Genomic DNA, 22,140 nt, shown 5'->3' with positions numbered 1-22,140 from the left:
CACGAACTCCCACGCTTGGAACGACGGTGCACGAGTACTTCTATTTCGAGGTCGGTCAGTACGAACGCCATCTGGTCGAGTACTTCTACGACGGCTTCTGGGGCAAGGTGCGGATCACGGTGGACCGCCACGAGGTCGTGAAAGGCTCCCTGCTCTTCAGCTTCGCCATGACGAAGCGCTTCGAGTTCACCGTCGGTCACCAGGAGCGCCACCACGTGATCATCGACAAGACCCGCAAGGTGCTGTTCGCGGGCTTCCGCCCGTCGGTCTACAACGTGTACGTCGATGGGCAGCACGCCTTCACCCACGAGGCGGTCTGAGTTGCGCACCGAGCGGCTCGTGATGCGGCGCTGGCAGGACGGCGACCGGGAGCCGTTCGCCGCCATGAACGCCGACCCCGAGGTCATGGAGCACTTCCCCGCTCCGCTGACCCGCGCGGAGAGCGACGGGCTGATCGCCTCGTTCGAGACCCGCTTCGAGGAGGACGGCTTCGGCTTCTGGGCGCTGGAGACCGCCGGCACGGGGGAGTTCGTCGGGTTCACCGGCCTGTCCGCCGTGCGTTTCCAGGCGCCCTTCGTCCCCGCCGTGGAGATCGGCTGGCGGCTCGCCCGGTCCGCGTGGGGGCGCGGCTACGCCTCCGAGGCCGCCCGCCGCGCCCTCCGCTTCGCCTTCGAGGACGGCCTCGACGAGGTCGTCTCCTTCACCGCCGTCGCCAACACCAGATCCCGCGCCGTCATGGAACGCATAGGCATGACCCGCGACCCCGCGGACGACTTCGACCACCCGCTAGTGCCGGACGGCCACCCCCTCGAACACCACGTCCTCTACCGCACCACCACCGCCAGGCACGCCGGGTAGCTCCCTGCGGGCCCCATTGCGGACCGTCGCAAAGCGAGTTTCGTCCTCGGCGGATTACCTCCTACCCTGGCCGGGATGATCGACAACATTGGCGGAGCGCGTCCCGCCGGCCCCGCGGACCTGCACGCCATCGCCGACACCCTCGCAAGTGCGTTCGCCGACTATCCCTGGACCCGCTGGACCGTGGCCGCCGACGACCACCCGCGCCGCCTGCGCGCGCTCCAGCTCTACTTCACCGAGAAGGTGGGGCTCCCGTACGGCCGCGTCTGGACGGCCGGTGACAACGCCGCCGCCGCGGTGTGGACGACTCCCGGTATCGACGTCCCGCCCGAGGTGTTCACCGGACCGGAACTCGCCGCCCTGTACGGCGACCGCGCCCCGTACGCCATCGAGGCCGAGGAGTTCCTCGCGCCCTACCGCCCGTCCCGGCCAGCATGGTTCCTCGCGACCATCGGCGTCCGCCGCGACATGCAGGGACGCGGCCTCGGCCAGGCCGTCCTCGCACCCGGCCTGGCCGAGGCGGACCGGACCGGCCACGACGCCTACCTGGAGACCGCCGACGAACGCAACGTCCGCTTCTACGAGCGCTTCGGCTTCGAGACCACCGCCGACGTCCACCTCCCCGGCGGCGGCCCCCGCACCTGGTGCATGATCCGCCGTCCGAACACCGCCGCGCCCCGCTAGGCGCCGCCCTCCCCGGGCGGCCGTCTGACCACGGGCGGGGTCACATCGTGTCGAGGAGGTTGGGGCGGCCTGTGCGGTAGCGGTGGGGGTCGATCTCCTTGAGGCCGTCCAGTTCCGGTGGTTGGTACAGGGGCCAGATCTGGGCCCGCTCGGCGGGGGAGCCGGCCGCGTCCAGCAGTGCGTTGACGGCCGCGCGGCCGGACTCGTTGGCGCCCTCCATGGTGGCCAGGCCGACGCTCGTGCGGACGTAGTCGCCCGCCAGGAAGAGGTTCGGGATCGCCGTGCGGGGGTGCGGCCGCTTCTGCCGGCTCCCGACCGTGTTGACCATGAGCGGCTCGTCGTTTCTGCGCCCACGCCTCCTCGGCGACCTGGGCGGGGCTGCACTGCTTCGCCGGCTTGCCGTACACGATGCCCGGCGTGTCCCAGTCGGAGATGTCCAGGGACAGGGGTGTCGAGGGCCAGGACGGCGGGGGTCAGCAGCTCCCGCGCGCGTTCGACCGGCATCGCGCTGACGAACCAGTCGGCCTCGGCGCTGCGGCGGCGGCCCGCCGCGTCCACCAGCCGGACGGACCGCACACGGCCCGAGGCGATCTCCGGGGCCTCGACCGTCTGCCCGACCTCGAACCGCACGCCGCGGTCACGCAGGTAGCTCACCCAGGGGTCGATCCACGCCTCGCTGGTGGGCGCGTTGAGCATCCGGGCCAGGCCGCCGTCCGCGCCGAGGCCGATGCCCGACAGCAGGAACGCCTGGCCCATGGCGCCGACCGTCTTGGTGCTGGCGACCTTCTCCTTGACGGCGACCAGCCCGCGCGTCAGGAACCGCGCCACGATCGCCCGGTAGTCCTCGGACTTGCCCTCCGCCCGCACGTACTCCCACCACGTGACGTGCCCGCACCCCCGTCCGCTCGATCTGGCTGACGGTCTGCGGCGGGCCTCCGCCGCCGCCTTGATCTGGACAACTGTCCAGACTAGAGTCCGCGTATCGCGCGGCGGCCGGGCCGCCTCTACCCGAGGGACCGCCCATGGACGACCTCCCAGAACTGGGCTTCTACGGACTGGCCGGGCACTCGGCCACGCCCCGGGACCTGATCGCCGAGGTCGCCGAGGGCGAGCGCCTGGGGCTCGGCTCGGTCTTCCTGTCCGAGCGGTTCACGACCAAGGAGGCGGCCGTGCTCTCCGGGGCCGCCGCCGCGGCCGGGGAGCGGATCGGCATCGCCACCGCCGCCACCAACCACAACACCCGCCACCCCCTGCTGACCGCGACCCTCGCGACGACCATGCACCGCCTCTCCGGCGGGCGCTTCGCGCTCGGGCTCGGCCGCGGGTTCGACATGCTCTTCGACGTCATGGGCCTGCCGCGCGTCACCAGCGCGCAGATGGAGGACGCCATCGGCATCCTGCGCCGGCTCTGGCGCGGCGAGGCGGTCGCCGGCCACGACGGGCCCGCGGGGAACTTCCCGTACCTCAGCCAGGACCCCTCGTTCGACGAGGACATCCCGATCATCCTCACCGCGATGGGGGAGCGGACCCTGGAGTTCGCCGGGCGCGTCGCCGACGGCGTCGTCCTGCACACCTTCTTCACCGACGAGACGCTCGCGAGATCCGTCGAGACCATCCGCCGCGGGGCGGCCGAAGCGGGCCGGGATCCCGCGTCCGTCCGCGTGTGGTCGGTGCTGGCCACCGTGGGCGACCACCTGGACGAGGAGCTGCGGCTGCGCAAGCTCGTCGGCCGCCTGGCCACCTACCTGCAGGGCTACGGGGACCTGCTGGTCCGCGTCAACGGCTGGGACCCCGCCGTCCTGGCCCGCTTCCGCGCCGACGACCTCGTCTCCGGCTACCCCGGCGCCTTCGACGTGATCGGCACGGCCGCCGACCTGGGGCACGTCGCCGGGCTGATCCCGGACGAGTGGCTGGCCGCCTCCGCGACCGGCACGCCCGGCGAGTGCGCGGCCCGCGTCCTCGACCAGTTCGACGCGGGCGCCGACGGTGTCATCCTGCACGGCGCGACCCCCGCCGAACTCGCCCCCGTCCTTGACGCCTACCGCCGCGTCCGCCCGGCCGGCCTCGCGGCCCTTCCCCGCAACCCGGGCCGCGCCCGGTGACGCCGGCGGACCTCACCCCTGCCTGGCTCGGCGGCGTCCTGGACTCCCGGGTCGACGAGGTGGCCGCCGAGCCCGTCGGCACCGGGCAGATCGGCGCGTGCTTCCGGCTGACGGTGACCGGTGACGGCGTCCCCGGCCGCCTGGTGGCCAAGCTCCCCGCCGCCGACCCCGCCGCCCGCGCCCTCCTCGGCGGCGCCTACCGCACCGAGGTCCTCTTCTACCGCGACATCGCCCCGACCGTCGCGATCCGCACCCCGCGCTGCCACCACGCCGCGATCGACCCCGGAACCTTCGACTTCGTCCTCCTCCTGGAGGACCTCTCCCCGGCGGCCCAGGGCGACCAGCTGGCCGGCTGCCCGCCCCGCCAGGCCGCCGCCTGCATGACCGCCCTGGCGGGCCTGCACGGCCCCCGCTGGTGCGACGACTCCCTGCTCGGCATCGAGGGCCTCCACCACAACACCGCCGCCGACGCGGACACCCTGGCCGAGGTCTACGCCCCCGCCGTCGAGACCTTCATCGACCGCTTCGGCGACCGCCTCCACCCCGCCGACCGGGAAACCCTGCGCCGGACCACCGACACCATCGGCCCCTGGCTCGTCGCCCGCTCCGAACGCTTCGGCCTCGTCCACGGCGACTACCGCCTGGACAACATCCTGTTCCCACCGGACGGCGACCCCCCGACCACCGTCGACTGGCAGACCCTCACCATCGGCCTGCCCGCCCGCGACCTGTCCTACTTCCTGGCCACCAGCCTCACCACCGACGACCGCCGCACCCACGAACGCGACCTCGTGGCCCGATACCACGAGGCCCTCCTCACCCACGGCGTCAGCGACTATCCGCTAGACCTCTGCTGGGACGACTACCGCTTCGCCCTACTGCAAGGCCCCCTCATCACCGTCCTAGGCTGCGCCTACGGCACCCCCACAGAACGCGGCGACACAATGTTCCTGACCATGGCCACCCGAGCCTGCACCACCATCCGCGACCTGGATCCCCCAACGCCGTGACGACGCCCGGCCGCCGGTGCCCGGTCTAGGGCAGGCGGCCGTTTAGCCAGGTGGGTTCGAGGTGGCCGCCGTCGACCCGGTCCATGTTGTGCAGGGTGGTGCGGGACGTGTCGTCGTCGCCGGTGGCGAGGCGTATGGCGATCTTGTCTTCGATGTCCTTCGGGGCGCCGCCGGAGTAGCCGTTGAAGACGCTGGAGAAGATCAGGGTGCGGCCGGCCGGGTCGCGCACGTAGCCGGACAGTGCGGTGACGCCCGTCAGCGTGCCGGTCTTGGCGCGGACGTTCCCGGCGGCGGCGGTGCCGCGCATGCGGTTCGCGAGTGTGCCGCCGGTCAGCGGGCCGGGCTCCCCGGCGATGGGCAGCGCGGTGTACCAGGCGGGGAACCAGGGCCGCTTCCGGACGTTCCGCAGCAGCGTGCCGAGCTGCGCGGCCGTCGTGCGGTTGCCGCGCGAGAGGCCCGATCCGTCCGTCATGGTCACCTGCGACGTGTCGACGCCGAGGCGCCGGAGTTCGGCGGTGACGGCGGGCAGTCCGGCCTCCCAGGTGCCCTTGCGCTGTGCCTCGCGGCCGATGGCCTTGACGAGGGTCTCGGCCATGACGTTGTTGCTGAGCTTGAGGAACGGTACGGCGAGCCGGGACAGCGGCATTGAGGTGCGGGTGGCCACCGTCCGGGCGTCCGCGGGTGTCCGGCCGCGCTCGGTGGCTCCGGCCACCCGGACGCCGTGCGCCTTGAGCGCCTTGCGGAAGACGTCCGCCGCGAACAGCGTCGGCTCCTCGACGGTCCGCAGGACGCTGGTGGGCGCCGCGCCCGCCGGGTGGGAGCCGGTGATGACGATCGTGTTGGTGCCGTTGCTCCGGTCGACCGCGAGGGTGGACGCGGACCCGGGCGCGCCGGTGACGGCCCGGTTGTCGATCTTCACCGCCTCCGTGTCGGGGGTCAGCCCGACCCGGACCGGCCGCCCCTGCCGGGCGGCGGGAGCGAGTGAGATCTCGACCGAGCCGGCGTCGAAGTCGTCGTTGGGCGAGACGGTCAGCGCGGACGTCTGCGCCGCGTAGGCGTACTGGAGGTCGGCGGGGTCCCAGTCGGCCGGGGTCCGCCGGGCGTCGAACCAGGTGTCGTCGGCGACGAGGTCGCCCCTGATCCTGGTGATGCCCTTGGCGGCGACGGCCGCGGCCAGCCGGTCGTACTCGGCGGCCCGCATGGTCGTGTCGCCGGTGCCGGTGAGGTAAAGGTCGCCGCCCTTGACGCTCACCGTCGTTCGGAACCGGTATCCGGAGCCGAGGATGCCGAACGCCGCCGCCGCGGTCTGCAGCTTGTTGTTCGAGGCAGGGGTGCGCGGCGCGCCGGCGTCGCGGTCGTAGAGGGTCTCGCTCGTCCTGGCGTCCCGGACGGTCACGCCGATCGCCGCGCCTTGGAGGCGCTCGTCCCGCAGGATCGCGTCCAGGTCCGCCGCCAGGTCCCCGGGCGGGGCGGCGTGGGCGGGGAGGGCGTGGGCGCCGCCCAGCGCCATGCCGCCGCCCAGCAGCAGGGCGATCCCGGCGCTCTTGATCATGTCGTGAGTCTACGCGGGGTGACCGCGATCACAAATTCATATGATCAACTCTTGACGCGCGACAAAAGTTTGTCTAGCGTTCGTCGCTGTCGAGGTAAGCGTCCCTTTGCCCCGCGTTGAAGGGAAGGCCCCATGCGCACCGGATCCGGATCCGCCTGGGAGGCCGTTCCCGCGCCCGGGGCTCCGCTGCTGGACGTCGACGGCCTCGACGTCGGCTACAACGGTGCGGTACGGGCCCTGCGCGGGGTGTCGCTGCAGGTCGCGCGCCGGGGGGTGGTCGCCGTCCTCGGCGGCAACGGCGCCGGGAAGACCACCCTCTTGCGCGCGATCTCCGGGACGCTCGGTTCCGCCGGCGGCGCCGTCACCGGCGGGACGATCCGCCTCGACGGCCGCGACGTCCGCGGCCTGCCCGCCGCGGAGATCGTGCGGGCCGGCATCGCGCAGGTCCCCGAGGGCAGGCGCGTGTTCCGGGACCTCACGGTGGAGGAGAACCTGCGGGCCGGCGGCCTCACCGCGGCGCCGCGCACCAGGAGCGCGGCGCTCCAGGGGATCTACGAGCTCTTCCCCGATCTGGCCGAGCGCCGCCGGGAGCGGGCCGGGCTGCTGTCCGGGGGCCAGCAGCAGATGCTCGCCATCGGCCGCGGGCTGATGAGCCGGCCCCGGCTGCTCCTCCTGGACGAGCCGTCCCTCGGCCTCGCGCCGCAGCTCGTCGCGCGGATCGGCGAGATCGTCACCGAGATCAACCGCCACGGCACGGCGGTCCTGCTGATCGAGCAGAACGCCGTCATGGGGCTGCGGGTGGCCGACAGCGCCTACGTGCTCGAAGTCGGGAGGGTGGCCGCGTCCGGCCCGGCCGAGGTCCTGGCCGGCAGCGACGAGATACGCGGCCGCTACCTCGGTGCGGGCGCGGGCACCGCGTCCTCCGCCGATCCGGGGCCGGACGACGGCCGGGAGCCGGACACCGGGCCTCCGGGGCCGGCGGCGGCCGTGCGCGCCGAGGCGCTGAAGGTCGACGGGGTGACGGTCCGCTTCGGCGGCGTCACCGCGCTCGCCGACGTCTCCTTCGAGATCGAGCCGGGCACCGTGCACGCCCTCATCGGCCCGAACGGCGCCGGCAAGTCGACGTGCATCAACGTCCTCGGCGGGGCGTACCGGGTCGCCGCCGGCACCGTCCGCTACGGCGACCGGACGCTCACCGGGCTGCGCGCCGACCAGATCGCCGGCCTCGGCGTCGCGCGGACCTTCCAGAACATCTCGCTCTCCCTGGACGCCACCGTCGCCGACAACCTCCTCACCGGGCGGCACCGCCTGATGCGCTCCGGCGTGCTCGGCGGCGCGCTGGGCCTGCCCCGCGCCCGCCGGGAGGACCGCGAGCACCGCGCCCGGGCGGAGCGGGTCGCCGAGCTGCTCGGCCTCACCGCCCTGCTCGGCCGGTCCGTGCACACCCTCTCCTACGGCGACCGCAAGCGGGTCGAGCTGGGCCGCGCCCTGTGCGCCGAGCCGACCCTGCTGCTCCTGGACGAGCCGGTCGCCGGCATGAACCCCGCCGAGTCCGCCGAGATGGCCGCGACGATCGCGGAGGTCCGGCGCGAGCTCGGGATCTCCATCCTCCTCGTCGAGCACGACATGCCGTTCGTGATGGGCCTCGCCGAGCGCGTCACCGTCCTCGACTTCGGCCGGCGCATCGCGGACGGCACCCCCGCCGAGGTGCAGCGCGACCCGGAGGTCCTGCGGGCCTACCTCGGGTCGGAGGCGGCATGAGGGACGGCCGCAGAAGGGACGGAGTACGCGCCCCATGAGCTACCTGCTGACCCAGCTGGTCAACGGCGTGTCGCTCGGCCTCGTGCTCGGGCTGATCGCGGTGGGGTTCGTGGTCGTGTTCAAGTCCACCGGGGTGCTGAACTTCGCGCACGGGTCGGTGCTCCTGCTGGGCGCCTACCTCGTGGCCCGGCTCCACCCGGAACTCGGGTTCTGGGGCGCGCTCGCCGCCGGGGTGGCGGGTGCGGCGCTGGTCGCCGCGCTGATCAACACGCTGCTGGTGCGGCGGGTCGCCGAGCACGACCCGGGCGTGCTCGCGATCCTGACGATCGGCGTGGACATCCTGCTGCTCACCGAGCTGACCAGGCAGATCGGCAACGACGTCCTCGACATCGGCGCCCCGTGGGGGGCGTCGGTCGTCGGCGCGGCGGGGGTGAGCCTGCCGGCGTCCCGGGCGATCGCCGCGGGCACGGCGGTGGTGCTGTTCGCCGCGCTCGGCGCGCTAGCCGCCCGCACCGACTGGGGGCTCGCGATGCGCGCGGCGGCGGCCGACCCCGACACCGCGTCGCTGATGGGCATCCGGCTCAGCCGCACGAGCGCGGTCGGGTGGGGGCTGGCCGGCGCGCTGGCCGCCGTCGCGGGGGTGTTCCTGACCTCCTACCCGACGCCCGGCGTCGAGCCCGGCGTCTCCGTCGTCGCGTTCGCCGCGATCCCCGCGTGGGTGCTGGGCGGCTTCGACTCGGTGCCGGGCGCGGTCGCCGGCGGCCTCGTCATCGGGGTCGCGCAGGCGCTCGCGATCGGCTACGAGTCCGAGCTGCACTTCCTCGGCGGCGGGTTCGGCGAGGTCGTCCCCTACGCGGTGATGGTGCTCGTCCTGCTGCTGCGCCCGCACGGGTTGTTCGGACAGAAGGAGGCCATCCGTGTCTGACCGGCCCGCCGCGTCCCTCCGGCTCGATTCGCCGCTCCGGCTCATCTCGTCCCTCCGGCTCGATTCGCCGGCGCGTGCCGCCGGCGCCGTCCTGCTGCTCGCCGCGGTCGCCGGCCCGCTGTGGCTCACCGACTTCTGGCTGCAGGCGGGGCTGTTCGCGATGGCCGCCGCGGTCGGGGCGATCGGCCTCACCCTGCTCGTCGGCGTCGCCGGGCAGCTGTCGCTCGGCCACGCGTTCTTCCTCGGCGTCGGCGCCTACACCTACACCCTCCTCGCCGGGGAGCGGGAGGACGGGATGTCCGGGTTCGGGCTGCCTCCGGTGGCGGCCCTGCTCGCCGCCGCGGCGGTGGCGGGGGCGGCGGGCGCGGCGTTCAGCCCCATCGCCGGACGGCTGCGCGGCATCTACCTCGGCCTCGCCTCGCTCGGCCTCGTGTTCCTCGGCCGGCACGTCTGGCTCAACGCCGAGGACGTCACCGGCGGCTACAACGGCCGCACCGTCGAGGCGTTCGCGGTGCCCGGCTTCAGCTTCAGCGACGAGGACCCCGACTACCTGGCGGTGCTCGGCACGCCGTTCGGCGAGCTGCACCGCCTCTGGTACCTGTTCCTCGCCGTCGCGCTGCTCGCCGCCTACTGCGGCCGGGGGATCAAGGCCGGGCGGGCGGGACGGGCGATGGCCGGCGTCCGCGACGGGGAGACCGCCGCCGCGTCCGTCGGCATCCGGGTCGCCCGGGTCAAGGCGACCGCGTTCACCGTCTCCTCCGTCTACGCCGGGGTCGCCGGCGCGCTGACGGCGCTGGCGTTCGGCCGGGTCGCGCCGGACTCGTTCGCGCTGACGGTGTCCATCGACTACCTGGTGATGATCGTGCTGGGCGGGGCGGGCTCGATCGCGGGCGCGTCCGCCGGGGCGGTGTTCGTCTCGGTCCTGCCGCTGATGCTCGTGCAGTACAGCGCGCACCTGCCGTTCCTGTCCGCCCCCGGCTCGGGCGGCGTCGACGCCGCCACGCTGAGCCGGTTCGTCTACGGCGTCGCCATCGTCGCCGTCCTGATCTTCCTGCGCGGGGGCCTCGCCGGGGCCTTGCGCCACCTGGGGATCCGCACCGCGCGGGCCGGGCGGCCGTCCCGGCCCGCGCGCCCGGCCGAACGTTCCACCCCGAAGGAGTCCGCCCCATGACGATCCGACCCCTCGCCGCGGCGGCGCTGTGCCTGGCCGCGCTCACGGCGTGCAGCACGACCGACCCCGACGCCGGACCCGGAGACGGCGACGGCTCGGGGATCCGCACCGGCAACGGCGTCACCGATTCGGAGATCAGGATCGGGGTGCTCACCGACCTGTCCGGGCCGTTCAAGGCGGGCGCCGCCGTGCAGGTGCAGGAGAAGAAGGCGTACTGGGCGGCCAGGAGCGCCCAGGGCGGCATCTGCGACCGCAAGATCACGATGGACGTCCGGGACCACGGCTACAACCCGCAGCGCGCGGTGTCGCTGTACCGCAGCATGGCGCCGGACGTCGTGGCGCTCCAGCAGGTGCTCGGCTCGCCCGCGGTCGCGGCCGTCCTCCCGCTCGCGGAGAAGGACGACCTCTACGTCGGCGGCATGGGCTGGGCGAGCGTCGCGCTGGAGTACCAGGTGGCGCAGATCCCGGGCACCACCTACAGCATCGAGTCCGCCAACGCCGTCGACTACCTCGTGGACACGCTGAAGGTCCCGGCGGGCAGCACGATCGGGCACGTCTACTTCGAGGGCGACTTCGGCGGCGACTCGCTCGCCGGCGCCGAGCACGCGGCCGCGGCGCGCGGGCTGAAGATCCACCCGATCAAGATCACCCCGCAGGACTCCGACATGTCCGCCCAGGCGGCGGCGCTGGAGCGGGCGGGCGTCAAGGGCGTCATCCTCGGCGCCTCCCCGTCGCAGCTGTCCTCGCTCGCCAGCGTGCTCGCCTCGAACGGGGTCGACGTCCCCCTGATCGGCAACACGCCCACGTTCAGCCCGGCCCTGCTGAACACCCCCGCGAGGGAGGGGCTGCTCAAGAACTTCTACACGGTGACGAGCGTCGCGCCCTACAACGGGGAGGGCGCCGCGGTGAAGACGGCCGCCGAGATGTTCGAGAAGAACGCGCCGGACGGCACCAAGGGCTGGGAGGTCCCGCTCGCCTACGGCCAGTCCGAGCTGCTCGCCGAGGCACTGGAGAAGGCGTGCGAGAACGGTGACCTGACGCCCAAGGGCGTGGTCGCCGCGATGCACGAGACGTCCGGGCTGGACACCCAGGGCCTGTTCTCCGGGACGCTGGACTACACCAAGCCCGGTGAGCCCCCGACGCGCAAGGTGTTCGTCTCCAGGGCGGACCCGGAGGCGCCGGGAGGGCTCAAGGTCCTCGACACCATCGAAGGCCCGAGCGCCCTCAGCTACAAGTTCGAGTGATCCGAGTCATCGGACGGGCCCGCGCCCGTCCGATGATCCGTCCGATAAAGCGCCTGGCACGCTCCATCCCCGGCGGGCGCGCCGATCCCGCCGTCCGGGGACCTCCGGCCTCTTCTGCGCGGCCCGGTTAGCGCGCAGACTGGGCATTGGGCACTTTCTTCCGGCGCCGCTCCCGTTACACGGTGCGGCCGCCGGATATGAAAAGTGTTCACCAAGGAGGCGGGCACATGAACGGCGTGGATGGGAACCAGCGGCCGCACGTCCTGTTCGGCTACGACGGGACGCAGGAGAACGAGGGCGCCCTGCGCTGGGCGGTCGAGGAGGCCCGGCAGCGCGACCTCGACCTGATGATCTGCCACTGCTGGCACTGGCCCTACGCCAGCGGCCACGAGGACCCGGACGCCGAGGCGATCAGGACGCGCGCGGGGGAGAACCTGCTCGCGCAGGGCGTCCGCCGCGCGCGGGAGCTGGGCGCGCCCGGGACGGTGCGCCGGCACCTCCTGCGGGGACCGGTGGAGGAGGCGCTGCTGGAGGCGTCCCGCACGGCCGAGCTGACCGTGATCGGCTCGGGCGAGCGCCCGGGCATCGGCGCCACCGCGCTGGAGGTGCCCGCCCGGGCGGGACGGCCGGTGATCGTCGTCCCGGACACCGCGCCGTGGCCCCGGCGGGTCGTCGCGGGGACCGACGCGGGGGAGGGCTGCCCCGCGGTGCTCGGCTTCGCGTTCGGCGAGGCGGCGCTGCGCGGCTGGGACCTGCACGTCGTCTACGGCTGCTGGGAGCCCGCGGTGGTGAGCGAGGATGACCTGGCGCTGTTCAACGACCCGGAACTGCTGGAGAAGCGCCGCACCGCCGAGCTGGACGAGGTCGTCGCGCCGTGGCGGGAGCGCCACCCGGAGGTCGACGTCACGGTCTCGCTGATGCTGGAGCGCCCGTGCGAGGCGCTGGGCCGGGCGGCGGACGGCGCCGGGCTCCTCGTCATGGGCGACCGCGGAACCGGTTTCGACCCGCTGGGCGCGACCAGCTCCGCGATGCTCCGCCGGGCCTCCCTGCCCGTGGCGATCATCCCGGGCCGAAGGTCCCGAACCTGACGGACCAGCGCCCCTGACCGGCGTCCCCCCGTCTCGCGAAGCTGGGGAGCGAGACGACGAGGGAGGCATCATGAGCGGCGACCGCGGTGTCGTGGTGGGATACGACGGTTCTCCGGCGGGCGAGGCGGCGGTGCGGTGGGCGGCCGTGGAGGCGCGGCTGCGGGGCGTGCCGCTGACGGTGGCGCACGCCTGGGACCTGTACGGGGCGGCCGGCCCGATGGCCGTCCCGATCGGCGACCTGGTGGCGGCGGCCGAGAAGGTCGTCGCCGAGGGGGCGGACCACGCCCGCGAGGAGACCGGCGAGGTGCGCGCGGTGATCGGGCGCGGCGGCGCGACGTCCGTGCTGCTGGAGGCCGCCGACGGCGCGGAGCTGATCGTCGTCGGTACGCGCGGCCGCGGCGGGTTCGCGGGCCTGGTGCTCGGATCGACGGCCGTGGAGCTGGCGTCGCACGCCTCGGTCCCCGTGGTGGTCGTGCGGGAGCGGCACGCGGAAGGGCGGCCGGACGGCCCGGTCGTGGTCGGGGTGGACGGGTCCGCGGCGTCGCTGGAGGCGATCGCCCTGGCGTTCACCGAGGCGGACCTGCGCGGGGCCGAGCTGGTCGCGGTGGCGGCCTGGCCCGCCGAGGTCGAGATCGGGCCCGCGCCGCTGCTCGACACCGGATCGCTGCGCGAGTTCGCCGCGGAGCGGCTCGACCGGCTCGTCGCGCCGCTGCGCGACAAGTACCCCGGCGTGCGCGTCCGGACCGAGGTCGTGACGGGGCGGCCCCGCGAGGTGCTGCTCGGCGCGGCCGCGGACGCCCGGCTCGTCGTCGTCGGCTCCCGGGGGCGCGGCGGCTTCCGCGGCCTGCTGCTCGGCTCGGTCAGCCACGCCCTGCTGCACCACGCGGACGCACCGGTCGCCGTGGCGCACGCCCCGCGCGGCGCCGAGTGAGCGTGGCGCCGGCCGGGCGTGGCGCCGGATGACCGAAGGCGGGACGGCCGCCCGGGACGGCCCCGGCGCGCCGTCCCGCATCCGGTGCAGGTGGGTCAGGGCTTCGCGACCAGCGCGGCGGCCGCGTCGAGGGCCGGGCCGGTCGGCAGCCCGGGGTCGAGGACGAGCTGGAGGAGCAGCCCGTCCAGCAGGGCGGTGCACAGCGTCGCGGTGCCGGCGCGGCGCTCCGCGGGCCAGTCCGGGCGCAGCTGCGCCAGCCGCTCGGTGATCCGGTCGCGCAGGCCCCGCGACCAGTCCCGCCGCTCGGCGGCCATCCGCGGGTCGCGCAGCGCTCTGACCAGCAGCTCCGCGGCCAGCCTGAGGTTGCGCTCACCGGCGGCCATGTGCGGGACGAGATCGTGCAGCGCCGCCACCGCAGCCGGAGGGTCGGGGGCCGCGAGCAGCGCGTCCACCACCGGGTCGACGATCATCTCGGTGGCCCGCTGCGCGACGGCGACGTGCAGCCCCGGCAGCCCGTTGAAGTAGTGGTGGAGCAGCCCCGGACGGGTACCGGCGCGGTCCGCCACGGCCCGCGCCGTGATCGCCGCCCAGCCGCCCTCGGCGAGCAGATCGAGCCCGATCCGCACGAGCTGCTCCCGGCGCGCCCGCCCGCGAGGAGTCGACGCGCGATGGTCCTCGTGGGTCATGCCGCCAAGCTATCCCAGCGTTTGCATCATGCAAAGATCACCGGCGCCGGGCGCGCGGTGGACGGGAGCCCCTCCCCGGAGCGGGCTCCCGTCCCGCCGCCTACTCGGCGCGCTCGCGCTCCGCGCGGAGCTGGAGCGCCACGTCGATGATCATGTCCTCCTGGCCGCCGACGTAGCCGGCCTCGCCGACCTTCTGCAGGATCTCGTGCGCCGGGACCTCGTAGCGCTCGGCGGCCCGCTCGGCGTGCAGCAGGAAGCTGGAGTACACGCCCGCGTACCCCTGGGTGATCGCGCCGCGGTCCGCGAACGGGAGCCGGTGCAGGAACGGCTTCACCACGTCGTCGGCGGCGGCCATGACGCCCTGCACGTCCACCCCGGTCGGGACGCCGAGCCGCTCGAACGTCGGGACGAGCACCTCGGTGGGGGAGTTGCCCGCCCCCGCGCCCAGCGCGCACAGCGCGCCGTCGATCTGCAGCGCGCCGTTCTGCTGCGCCAGGACCGAGTTCGCGACGCCCAGCGACAGGTTCTGGTGGCCGTGGAAGCCGACCTGCGCGTCCCGCCCGATCTCCTTGACCAGCGCGCTGATCCGCTCCTGCGCCTCCCCGAGGACGAGGGCGCCGGCGGAGTCGACGACGTAGACGCACTGCGCGCCGCCGTCCACCATGATCCGGGCCTGCTTCGCCAGCTCCTCCGGCCCGACCCGGTGCGCCATCATCAGGAACCCGACCGTCTCCATGCCGAGGTCGCGGGCGGCGGCGAAGTGCTGCAGCGACACGTCGGCCTCGGTGCAGTGCGTCGCGATCCGCGCCACGGCCGCGCCCGCGTCGTGCGCGAGCCGGAGGTCCTCGACCGTGCCGACCCCGGGCAGCATCAGCACGGCGATCCTGGCGCGGGTCGCCTCGTCCACGGCGGCGGCGACGAGCTTGACGTCGTCCTCCAGCGAGAAGCCGTAGTTGAACGACGAGCCGCCGAGGCCGTCGCCGTGCGTGACCTCGATGACCTCCACGCCGGCGCCGTCGAGCGCGTGCACGACCCCGCGCACCTGCTCCTCGGTGAAGCGGTGCGCCATCGCGTGGCTGCCGTCCCGCAGCGTCGAGTCCGTGATCCTGATCTTGTCTGCGGTGCGCTGCTCCGCGGTGTCCCGCTCAGTCATCGGTGGCCTTCCTGCGCGCGAGCTGCTCGCCGACACGGGCGGCCGCCGCGGTCATGATGTCGAGGTTGCCGGCCCACGGCGGCAGGTAGTCGCCGTTGCCCCTGACCTCCAGGAACACCGCGACGCGGGCCATGCCGTTCCAGATGTCGCGCGGCTCGTCGAACTGCGGCTCGGCCCGCAGCGTGTACCCGGGCACGTACGCGGCGACCTCGGCGACCATCTTCTCGACCGACTCGGCGATCGCCGCGGTGTCGGCGTCCGACGGGATCGCGCAGAACACCGTGTCCCGCATGATCATCGGCGGGTCGACCGGGTTCAGGATGATGATCGCCTTGCCCCGTCCGGCGCCGCCGACCTTCTCGATGGCGCGGGCGGTGGTCCGGGTGAACTCGTCGATGTTGGCGCGGGTGCCGGGACCGGCCGAGCGGGACGCGATCGACGCGACGATCTCCGCGTACGGCACCGGGACCACCGACGACACCGCGTGCACGATCGGGATCGTCGCCTGGCCCCCGCACGTGATCATGTTGAGGTTGGGCGCGTCCGACAGCGTGTCCAGGTTCACCGGCGGGCACACGAGCGGCCCCGCGGCGGCGGGCGTGAGGTCGACCGCGGTGATCCCGGCCTCCTCGTAGCGCGGGGCGTTGGCCAGGTGCGCCTTCGCCGACGTGGCCTCGAACACGATGTCGGGCAGCGTGGGCTGCGACAGCAGCCAGTCCACGCCCTCCGCCGACGCCGGGACGCCCAGCTCGCGGGCGCGCTCCAGACCGTCCGACTCGGGCACGACGCCCACCATCGAGTGGACGTCGACCAGCTCGCTGCGCATCAGCTTGACCAGCAGGTCCGTGCCGATGTTGCCGGGACCGACGATCGCGGCGCTCAACTTGCTCATCGCCCTACCTCCCTTCCGAACCGTGCGGTCACCGAGCCGATCCCGGCGAACGTTGCGGTGAGGGTCTCACCGGGGGCGACCGGAACGGCCGCCGTAATGGAGCCGGGCAGCACGACGTGCCCCGCCTCCAGCGTCACTCCGCGCTCCCCGAGGACGTTCGCCAGCCAGACCAGCGCGTTGATCGGCGAGCCCAGCACCGCCCCGCCCGCGCCGGTGTCGATCAGGTCGCCGTCGCGGTGGAGCAGGCAGCCCATCAGCGACAGGTCCAGGCCGTCCAGCCGGACCGGCCGGGTGCCGAGCACGACACCGCCGCTGGAGGCGTTGTCGGCGATCGTGTCCGGCAGGGTGATCTTCCAGTCCGCGATCCGGGAGTCGATCACCTCCAGCGCCGGGAGCACGTACTCGACGGCCGCGACGGCGTCGGCGGCGGTCGCGCCGGGGCCGGCCAGCGGGCGGCCCAGCACGAACGCGATCTCCGGCTCGATCCGGGGCTGCAGGAACCGGCCGGTGTCGATGGGTGCGCTGTCCTGGAAGAACATCGAGTCCAGCAGGACGCCGAAGTCCGGCTGGTCCACGCCCATCTGGCGTTGCATCGCCGCGGAGGTCAGCCCGACCTTGTGGCCCTTGATCCGCGCGCCCGCGCCCGTCCACGCCGTCACCTGCGCGAGCTGGACCGCGTAGGCGTCGGCCACCGTCATGTCCGGATGGTCCGCCGTCAGCGGCGGGACCGGGGTGCCGGTCGCGTACGCGTCGAGCAGCGCGGCGGCGGCCTTCTCCACCGAACCGGGGTCCATGGGATGTCCTCTCTCGTCTGCGCATGTCGTCCGCGCGGTCCGAGCCTGCCGCGCCCGGGACGCCCCGGGCAATGCGGCCGTCCCGCGTGGTGGGACATCGCTCTACATTGGGGGGCTCCTACATTGGGGGCATGGCGTCCGACGACACGTTCCTGCGCCGCGCCGTCGCGGTGCTGACCGCGTTCCGCGCGGACGACGACGCCCTCGGCGCCGCCGAGCTCGCCCGGCGCAGCGGCCTGCCGAGGTCGACGGCGCACCGGATCGCGCTCGACCTCGTGGAGGCCGGGCTGCTCGAACGGCAGGGCACGCGCGTCCGGCTGGGTCTGAAGCTGTTCGAGATCGGGCAGCGGGTGCCGCGCCAGCGGGTGCTGCGGGACGCGGCCGTCCCGTACATGTCGGACCTGCGGGAGGCGACGCGGCAGACCGTGCATCTCGCCGTGCTGGAGGGCACCGAGGTCGTCTACGTGGAGATCCTCGGCTCGCCCGGCGGGCCGAAGCTGCCCTCGAAGGTGGGCGGGCGGCTGCCCGCCCACGTCACCGGCGTCGGCAAGGCGATCCTGGCGTTCTCCCCGCCGGACGCGGTGCAGGCCGTCCTGGACGCCGGGCTCGTCAAGGCGAGCGAGCGCAGCGTCACCGCGCCGGGCCTCCTCGCGCGGGAGCTGGCGACGATCGGCCGCGAGGGCGTCGCCTACGACCGCGAGGAGTCCGGCCGCGGCATCGTCTGCGCCGCCAGCCCCGTCCTCGGCCCGGACGGGCTGGCCGTCGGCGCCCTGTCGGTGTCGGGGTGGTCGAACCGGCTGCGGCCGGCCGCCGTCGCCCCCGCGGTCCACACCGCGGCGCTCACCCTGTCGCGCACCCTCGGGCAGCGGCAGGGTGCGGGCGCGCCGTGACCCGGGATCAGGTCAGCGGGGGCCGGCGTCGGGGAGGTGCCGGGCGAGGAGCTGCGCGAGGTGCTCGCCGTCGCGGTCCGCGAGCTCGCGGAGCTGGGTGCGGCAGCTGAACCCGTCGGCCAGGACGACCTCGCCGTCCCCGGTCCTCCGGACCGCCGGAAGCAGCCGGTGCTCGGCGACGGCGACCGACACGTCGTGGTGCCCCTTCTCCACGCCGAAGTTGCCCGCGAGGCCGCAGCAGCCCCCGAGCCTGCCGACCTCGGCGCCCGCGTCGCGCAGCAGCGCCGCGTCCTTCGTCCAGCCCATGACCGCGTGGTGGTGGCAATGCGGCTGCGCGATCCCGGTGACCCCGGAGAGGTCGGGCGGTGTCCAGCCGGGGGTCTCGGCGAGCAGCTCCGCGAGGGTGCGGGTCGCGGCGGCGACCTCGCGCGCGGCGGCGGCGTCCGCCCCGCTCAGCAGCTCCTCCGCGTCGGACCGCAGCACGCCCGTGCAGGACGGCTCCAGCCCGACGACCTTCGCGCCGCGCCGGACGTGCGGCAGCAGCGCGCGGACGGTGCGCCGCGCCTGTGCGCGGGCCCCGGCCAGCTGCCCGGTGGAGATCCACGTGATTCCGCAGCACACGGGACGTTCGGTGACGCCGACCCGGTATCCGGCGTGCTCCAGTACCCGCACGGCCGCCTTGCCGACGTCGGGCGAGAACGCGTCGGTGAAGGTGTCCACGAACAGGACGACCTCGCCGTTGCGCCCCTCGCCGCTGCGCCCCTCACCTCGGCGGGACGCGAACCAGCGCCGGAACGTGACCGGGGCGAAGGCGGGCAGCGTGCGCCGCCGGTCGATCCCCGCGCTCCAGGCGACGGCGGGCCGCAGCGGCGCCGCGCGCATCCCGGCGTTCGCGTACTTGATCAGCGCGGGGACCCGGGCGAGCAGCCGCGTCCAGCGGGGGAGCCACCCCAGCGCGTAGTGGGCGCGCGGCCTGATCCTGCGCCGGTACCGCCGGTGCAGCGCCTCCGCCTTGTAGGACGCCATGTCGATGCCGGTCGGGCAGTCCGACGCGCAGCCCTTGCACGACAGGCACAGGTCGAGCACGTCGTGCAGCGCGGCGGACTTCCAGCCGTCCGGGCCGAGCTTCCCGCTGACGACCTCCTGCAGCACCCGGGCCCGGCCGCGCGTGGAGTCCTTCTCCTCGCGCGTCGCCAGATAGGACGGGCACATGACGCCGCCCGCCGCGGTGTTGTCGGCGCGGCACTTGCCGACCCCCGTGCAGCGGTGCACGGCCCGCGACAGGTCCCCGCGGTCGTCGCGGTAGGCGAGGGCCAGGCCGCGTTTGAGCGGGACGGCCTGCTCCGCGCGCAGCCCGCCGTCCACGGGCGCCGGGCGGACGATGATCCCCGGGTTGAGCACGTCGCCGGGGTCGAAGACGTCCTTGACCTCCGCGCACAGCGCCAGCGCCTCGGCCGAGTACATGTGCGGCAGCAGTTCGCTGCGCGCCCTGCCGTCCCCGTGCTCGCCGGACATGGTGCCGCCGTGCCGGGCGGCCAGCGCGGCCGCCTCGCCCAGGAAGTCGCGGAACACGCGGCGGCCGCCCTCCCGCCCGAGCGGGAAGTCGATGCGGACGTGGATGCAGCCGTCGCCGAAGTGCCCGTACGGGACGCCGAACAGCCGGTACTCCGCCAGCAGCGCCTCGAACTCCCGCAGGTACACGCCGAGCCGCTCGGGCGGCACCGCGGCGTCCTCCCAGCCCGCGTGGGCCTGCTCACCCTCGGGGGTGCGCGCCACCAGCCCCGACCCGTCCTCCCTGATCCGCCACAGGGCGTCGGCGAGCGCCATGTCCTCGACGAGCATCGAGTCGGTGCAGCCGGAGTCGGCGGCGACCTTGCGGGCGGCGTCGCGCAGCGGCCCGGCCTCGGGACCGGCGAGCTCCACGAGCAGCCATCCCGACCCGCGCGGCAGCGGCGGCACCGCGTCGGCGCCCCGCCGCTCCCGCACGACGCCGGTGATGCGCGAGTCGAGCCCCTCGCAGGCCACCGGCCCGTGCGGCAGGATCGCGGGGACGGCGTCGGCCGCCTCCGCCATCGACCCGAACCCGAGGACGGCCAGCAGGCGGCGGCCCGGCTCGCGGACCATCCGCAGCCGCGCCGCCAGGGTCAGCGCGAGCGTCCCCTCGCTGCCCACCAGCGCCCGCGCGACGTCGAAGCCCTTCTCCGGAAGCAGGTGCTCCAGCGAGTAGCCGGAGACCTGCCGCCCGAACCGCCCGAACTCCGTCCGGATCAGGGCGAGGTTCGCGTCCACCAGCCCCCGCAGGCGCTCCAGGACCGCGGGCTCCGGGCCGCCGCCCCCGGGGACGTCGCCGAGCCCCAGCCGCTCCCCGGATCCGGTGACGACGTCCAGCCCGAGCACGTTGTCGCTCGTCCGCCCGTACCCGAGCGCCCGCGACCCGCACGCGTTGTTGCCGATCATCCCGCCGAGCGTGGCCCGCGTCCGGGTGGACGGATCGGGCCCGAACCGCAGGCCGTGCGCCGCAGCCGCCTCGTGCAGCCGCGCCTGCACGATCCCCGGCTCGACCAGCGCCGTCCCCGCCTCGGGGTCGATCTCCAGCACCCGGTTCAGGTGCCGGCTGACGTCCACGACGACACCGGGCCCGACCGCGTTGCCCGCGATGGACGTGCCGCCGCCCCGCATCGTCAGCGGGACCCCGGCCTCGCGGCACACCCCCAGCACCGCCGGCAGCTCGCCCGCCTCTCTGGGCGTCACCACGACCCGGGGCGGCACCCGGTACAGCGAGGCGTCCGACGAGTACATCGCCCGCGCCAGCGCGGAGTCGTCGACCCCGCTCGCCCCGGCCCGCCGCAAGGCCTCCACGAGCTCGCGGTGATCGGTCACTGAGCCGCCTCGACCCGGCGGTGAACTGCCTGCATACCGACAACGTTAGGTCATCCCGCCCGCCCGTCGGCGCGTGTCCGGGCACGGAGCGCGGGGCCGGATTCCACGCCGGGACCAAGGTCCCTTCACGGGGACCGGGACGGTCGGGGAGGGTGAGACCACGGGAAACCGATCATGGTTACCCGGTGTGGGGGCCGGGAAGGTCCACCGGGATCGGAATCGCGATGGCGGAAGTGGTGCGGACGTGACGGAGACACGACGGGACACCGGTGCCGGATCGCCGCCATCGGGGCGCGCCGAGGGCGCGGGGCGGCCGATCACCATGCTGGCGATGGCCACCCTCGGGTTCGCGCTGAACTTCTGGGCCTGGGCCCTGCTCAGCCCCCTCGCCCCCCGGTTCCAGGAGTCCCTGGGGCTGACGTCCGTCGAGCAGTCGCTGCTGGTCGCGGTGCCGGTGATCGTCGGGTCGGTGGGCCGGATCCCGGTGGGCGCGCTGACCGACAGGTTCGGCGGCCGGGTGATGTTCCCGGCGCTGTCGGTCATCACGATCGCGCCCGTGCTCTACCTCGGGCTCTGGGGGAACTCGTCGCTGGCGTCGCTGCTCGCCGGCGGGTTCTTCCTCGGCGTCGGCGGCACCGTCTTCGCGGTGGGCGTGCCGTTCGTGAACGCGTGGTTCCCGCCGGAGCGGCGGGGGCTGGCGATCGGGATCTTCGGCGCGGGGATGGGCGGCACGGCGATCACCGCGCTGACGACGGTCCCGCTGGTCGACCGGTACGGGATGGAGTTCCCGTTCCAGTTGATGGCCGTGGTCCTCGCCGTCTACGCGGTCGCCGCGTGGCTCATCGTGCGGGACGCCCCCGGGCGCACGATGCCCGACGCGTCGCTCGCCAAGCGGCTGGCGGCGACGGCGAGGCTGCCGGTGACCTGGCAGATGTCGGCGCTGTACGCGGTCGCCTTCGGCGGCTACGTCGCGTTCTCGGTGTACCTCCCGACCTACCTGAAGGAGGAGTACCACCTGACGCAGGCGGACGCGTCGAACCGGATGGCCGGGTTCGTCCTGCTGGCGGTCCTGATGCGGCCCGCCGGCGGGTGGCTGTCCGACCGGATCGGCGCGGTCCGGGTCATGGTCGCCGCGCTGCTGGTGACGACGGCGGGCGCGGCGGTGCAGGCGTTCTCGCCGCCGCTGATGCCGGTCGGGACGATCGCGTTCCTGGCGATGGCGGCGGCGCTCGGCGCCGGCAGCGGCGCGACGTTCGCGCTGGTGGCGAAACTCGCCCCGGCGAACAAGGTCGGTGCGGTCACCGGCGTGGTCGGCGCGGCCGGTGGCCTGGGCGGGTTCGTCCCGCCCCTGATTATGGGCTCCATTTATGGCAGTTTCGGGTCGTATGCAGTGGGACTCCTGCTCCTCGCCCTCGTGGCGGCGGCGGCCGCGGTGTTCACCGCGACCGTCGTCCGGCGGGCCGTGGTGAGCGGGCGGAGCGCCTGATGGGCTCGGATACGGCGATGCGGGAAGAGGCGA

The 22,140-nt window shown here is 74.3% G+C and carries 20 protein-coding genes; 13 read left to right on the top strand and 7 right to left on the bottom strand.

The features are described from left to right. The first annotated feature begins 26 nt into the window (after positions 1–26). The 3 genes from IEZ03_RS15445 to IEZ03_RS15435 all read left to right on the top strand — a co-directional run bounded on the left by IEZ03_RS15445 (position 27) and on the right by IEZ03_RS15435 (position 1,542). On the top strand, positions 27–320 hold the full coding sequence (locus tag IEZ03_RS15445) for a hypothetical protein (protein ID WP_184883897.1): 294 nt from the start codon (positions 27–29) through the stop codon (positions 318–320). A gap of 1 nt (position 321) precedes the next feature. After that, on the top strand, positions 322–858 hold the full coding sequence (locus IEZ03_RS15440) for a GNAT family N-acetyltransferase (RefSeq protein WP_229808310.1): 537 nt from the start codon (positions 322–324) through the stop codon (positions 856–858). 75 nt (positions 859–933) lie between these two features. Next, a complete protein-coding gene (locus IEZ03_RS15435; protein WP_184883907.1) occupies positions 934–1,542 on the top strand; it encodes a GNAT family N-acetyltransferase in 609 nt (202 codons plus the stop codon). Between the two features lie 40 nt (positions 1,543–1,582). On the opposite strand, the gene IEZ03_RS15430 is transcribed toward IEZ03_RS15435, so the two are convergent. Further along, positions 1,583–1,870, bottom strand: coding sequence for an FAD-dependent oxidoreductase (locus tag IEZ03_RS15430; protein ID WP_184883914.1), 288 nt, complete (start codon positions 1,868–1,870; stop codon positions 1,583–1,585). A 694-nt stretch (positions 1,871–2,564) separates the two neighbouring features. Between IEZ03_RS15430 and IEZ03_RS15425 the strand changes: the two genes are divergently transcribed. Next, a complete protein-coding gene (locus tag IEZ03_RS15425) occupies positions 2,565–3,644 on the top strand; it encodes a TIGR03857 family LLM class F420-dependent oxidoreductase (RefSeq protein ID WP_184883916.1) in 1,080 nt (359 codons plus the stop codon). Further along, complete coding sequence (locus IEZ03_RS15420) at positions 3,641–4,654, top strand: phosphotransferase family protein (protein WP_184883918.1); 1,014 nt, start codon at positions 3,641–3,643, stop codon at positions 4,652–4,654. Before IEZ03_RS15425 ends, IEZ03_RS15420 begins: the two co-directional genes overlap by 4 nt. A 25-nt stretch (positions 4,655–4,679) precedes the next feature. Here the strand turns inward: IEZ03_RS15420 and dacB are convergent, their stop codons facing one another. Further along, positions 4,680–6,206 (bottom strand): D-alanyl-D-alanine carboxypeptidase/D-alanyl-D-alanine endopeptidase, encoded by a 1,527-nt coding sequence (gene dacB / locus IEZ03_RS15415; RefSeq protein ID WP_184883920.1) that lies wholly within the window; start codon positions 6,204–6,206, stop codon positions 4,680–4,682. A gap of 132 nt (positions 6,207–6,338) precedes the next feature. On the opposite strand from dacB, the gene IEZ03_RS38715 reads away from it, so the two are divergent. From IEZ03_RS38715 to IEZ03_RS15385, 6 genes are all read left to right on the top strand, one after another. Continuing rightward, a complete protein-coding gene (locus tag IEZ03_RS38715; protein ID WP_184883922.1) occupies positions 6,339–7,967 on the top strand; it encodes an ATP-binding cassette domain-containing protein in 1,629 nt (542 codons plus the stop codon). Between the two features lie 34 nt (positions 7,968–8,001). Beyond that, the gene (locus tag IEZ03_RS15405; protein WP_184883924.1) at positions 8,002–8,892 is read left to right on the top strand and encodes a branched-chain amino acid ABC transporter permease; all 891 of its coding nucleotides are present in this window, start codon (positions 8,002–8,004) and stop codon (positions 8,890–8,892) included. Then, positions 8,885–10,063 carry a branched-chain amino acid ABC transporter permease gene (locus IEZ03_RS15400; RefSeq protein ID WP_229808309.1) on the top strand — a complete coding sequence of 393 codons (1,179 nt, stop codon included), beginning with the start codon at positions 8,885–8,887 and terminating at the stop codon, positions 10,061–10,063. Before IEZ03_RS15405 ends, IEZ03_RS15400 begins: the two co-directional genes overlap by 8 nt. Further along, positions 10,060–11,307, top strand: a complete 1,248-nt coding sequence (locus tag IEZ03_RS15395; protein WP_184883926.1) for an ABC transporter substrate-binding protein — start codon at positions 10,060–10,062, stop codon at positions 11,305–11,307. The genes IEZ03_RS15400 and IEZ03_RS15395 overlap by 4 nt, the downstream gene beginning before the upstream one ends. Before the next feature lie 227 nt (positions 11,308–11,534). Beyond that, positions 11,535–12,395, top strand: coding sequence for a universal stress protein (locus IEZ03_RS15390; RefSeq protein ID WP_184883928.1), 861 nt, complete (start codon positions 11,535–11,537; stop codon positions 12,393–12,395). A 70-nt stretch (positions 12,396–12,465) separates the two neighbouring features. Next, positions 12,466–13,326, top strand: coding sequence for a universal stress protein (locus IEZ03_RS15385; protein WP_184883930.1), 861 nt, complete (start codon positions 12,466–12,468; stop codon positions 13,324–13,326). 95 nt (positions 13,327–13,421) lie between these two features. Here IEZ03_RS15385 and IEZ03_RS15380 read toward each other — a convergent pair whose 3' ends face one another. The 4 genes from IEZ03_RS15380 to IEZ03_RS15365 form a co-directional block, all read right to left on the bottom strand. Further along, a complete protein-coding gene (locus IEZ03_RS15380) occupies positions 13,422–14,012 on the bottom strand; it encodes a TetR/AcrR family transcriptional regulator (protein WP_221480696.1) in 591 nt (196 codons plus the stop codon). 100 nt (positions 14,013–14,112) lie between these two features. Beyond that, positions 14,113–15,165 carry a 4-hydroxy-2-oxovalerate aldolase gene (gene dmpG, locus IEZ03_RS15375; protein ID WP_184883932.1) on the bottom strand — a complete coding sequence of 351 codons (1,053 nt, stop codon included), beginning with the start codon at positions 15,163–15,165 and terminating at the stop codon, positions 14,113–14,115. Continuing rightward, on the bottom strand, positions 15,158–16,057 hold the full coding sequence (locus tag IEZ03_RS15370; RefSeq protein WP_184883934.1) for an acetaldehyde dehydrogenase (acetylating): 900 nt from the start codon (positions 16,055–16,057) through the stop codon (positions 15,158–15,160). Before IEZ03_RS15370 ends, dmpG begins: the two co-directional genes overlap by 8 nt. After that, positions 16,054–16,851, bottom strand: a complete 798-nt coding sequence (locus tag IEZ03_RS15365) for a 2-keto-4-pentenoate hydratase (RefSeq protein ID WP_184883936.1) — start codon at positions 16,849–16,851, stop codon at positions 16,054–16,056. Before IEZ03_RS15365 ends, IEZ03_RS15370 begins: the two co-directional genes overlap by 4 nt. 131 nt (positions 16,852–16,982) lie before the next feature. On the opposite strand from IEZ03_RS15365, the gene IEZ03_RS15360 reads away from it, so the two are divergent. Further along, a complete protein-coding gene (locus tag IEZ03_RS15360) occupies positions 16,983–17,741 on the top strand; it encodes an IclR family transcriptional regulator (protein ID WP_184883938.1) in 759 nt (252 codons plus the stop codon). Between the two features lie 12 nt (positions 17,742–17,753). Here the strand turns inward: IEZ03_RS15360 and IEZ03_RS15355 are convergent, their stop codons facing one another. Next, positions 17,754–20,540, bottom strand: a complete 2,787-nt coding sequence (locus IEZ03_RS15355) for an FAD-binding and (Fe-S)-binding domain-containing protein (protein ID WP_184890593.1) — start codon at positions 20,538–20,540, stop codon at positions 17,754–17,756. A gap of 325 nt (positions 20,541–20,865) precedes the next feature. On the opposite strand from IEZ03_RS15355, the gene IEZ03_RS15350 reads away from it, so the two are divergent. Next, on the top strand, positions 20,866–22,107 hold the full coding sequence (locus IEZ03_RS15350) for a nitrate/nitrite transporter (RefSeq protein ID WP_308427975.1): 1,242 nt from the start codon (positions 20,866–20,868) through the stop codon (positions 22,105–22,107). Positions 22,108–22,140 lie beyond the last annotated feature (33 nt).

Source organism: Actinomadura livida (genome assembly GCF_014648675.1).
In the GTDB taxonomy this organism is placed as follows: Bacteria; Actinomycetota; Actinomycetes; order Streptosporangiales; family Streptosporangiaceae; genus Spirillospora; species Spirillospora livida.
This window is presented reverse-complemented; position numbering and strand designations above follow the sequence as displayed.

Coding starts and splice junctions, on each gene's coding strand:
- IEZ03_RS15435 (WP_184883907.1), top strand. CDS start 934: ATGATCGACAACATTGGCGGAGCGCGTCCCGCCGGCCCCGCGGACCTG.
- IEZ03_RS15385 (WP_184883930.1), top strand. CDS start 12,466: ATGAGCGGCGACCGCGGTGTCGTGGTGGGATACGACGGTTCTCCGGCG.
- IEZ03_RS15425 (WP_184883916.1), top strand. CDS start 2,565: ATGGACGACCTCCCAGAACTGGGCTTCTACGGACTGGCCGGGCACTCG.
- IEZ03_RS15355 (WP_184890593.1), bottom strand. CDS start 20,540: ATGTACTCGTCGGACGCCTCGCTGTACCGGGTGCCGCCCCGGGTCGTG.
- IEZ03_RS15405 (WP_184883924.1), top strand. CDS start 8,002: ATGAGCTACCTGCTGACCCAGCTGGTCAACGGCGTGTCGCTCGGCCTC.
- IEZ03_RS15380 (WP_221480696.1), bottom strand. CDS start 14,012: ATGACCCACGAGGACCATCGCGCGTCGACTCCTCGCGGGCGGGCGCGC.
- IEZ03_RS15430 (WP_184883914.1), bottom strand. CDS start 1,870: ATGGTCAACACGGTCGGGAGCCGGCAGAAGCGGCCGCACCCCCGCACG.
- IEZ03_RS15360 (WP_184883938.1), top strand. CDS start 16,983: ATGGCGTCCGACGACACGTTCCTGCGCCGCGCCGTCGCGGTGCTGACC.
- dmpG (WP_184883932.1), bottom strand. CDS start 15,165: ATGACTGAGCGGGACACCGCGGAGCAGCGCACCGCAGACAAGATCAGG.
- IEZ03_RS38715 (WP_184883922.1), top strand. CDS start 6,339: ATGCGCACCGGATCCGGATCCGCCTGGGAGGCCGTTCCCGCGCCCGGG.
- IEZ03_RS15395 (WP_184883926.1), top strand. CDS start 10,060: ATGACGATCCGACCCCTCGCCGCGGCGGCGCTGTGCCTGGCCGCGCTC.
- dacB (WP_184883920.1), bottom strand. CDS start 6,206: ATGATCAAGAGCGCCGGGATCGCCCTGCTGCTGGGCGGCGGCATGGCG.
- IEZ03_RS15370 (WP_184883934.1), bottom strand. CDS start 16,057: ATGAGCAAGTTGAGCGCCGCGATCGTCGGTCCCGGCAACATCGGCACG.
- IEZ03_RS15390 (WP_184883928.1), top strand. CDS start 11,535: ATGAACGGCGTGGATGGGAACCAGCGGCCGCACGTCCTGTTCGGCTAC.
- IEZ03_RS15365 (WP_184883936.1), bottom strand. CDS start 16,851: ATGGACCCCGGTTCGGTGGAGAAGGCCGCCGCCGCGCTGCTCGACGCG.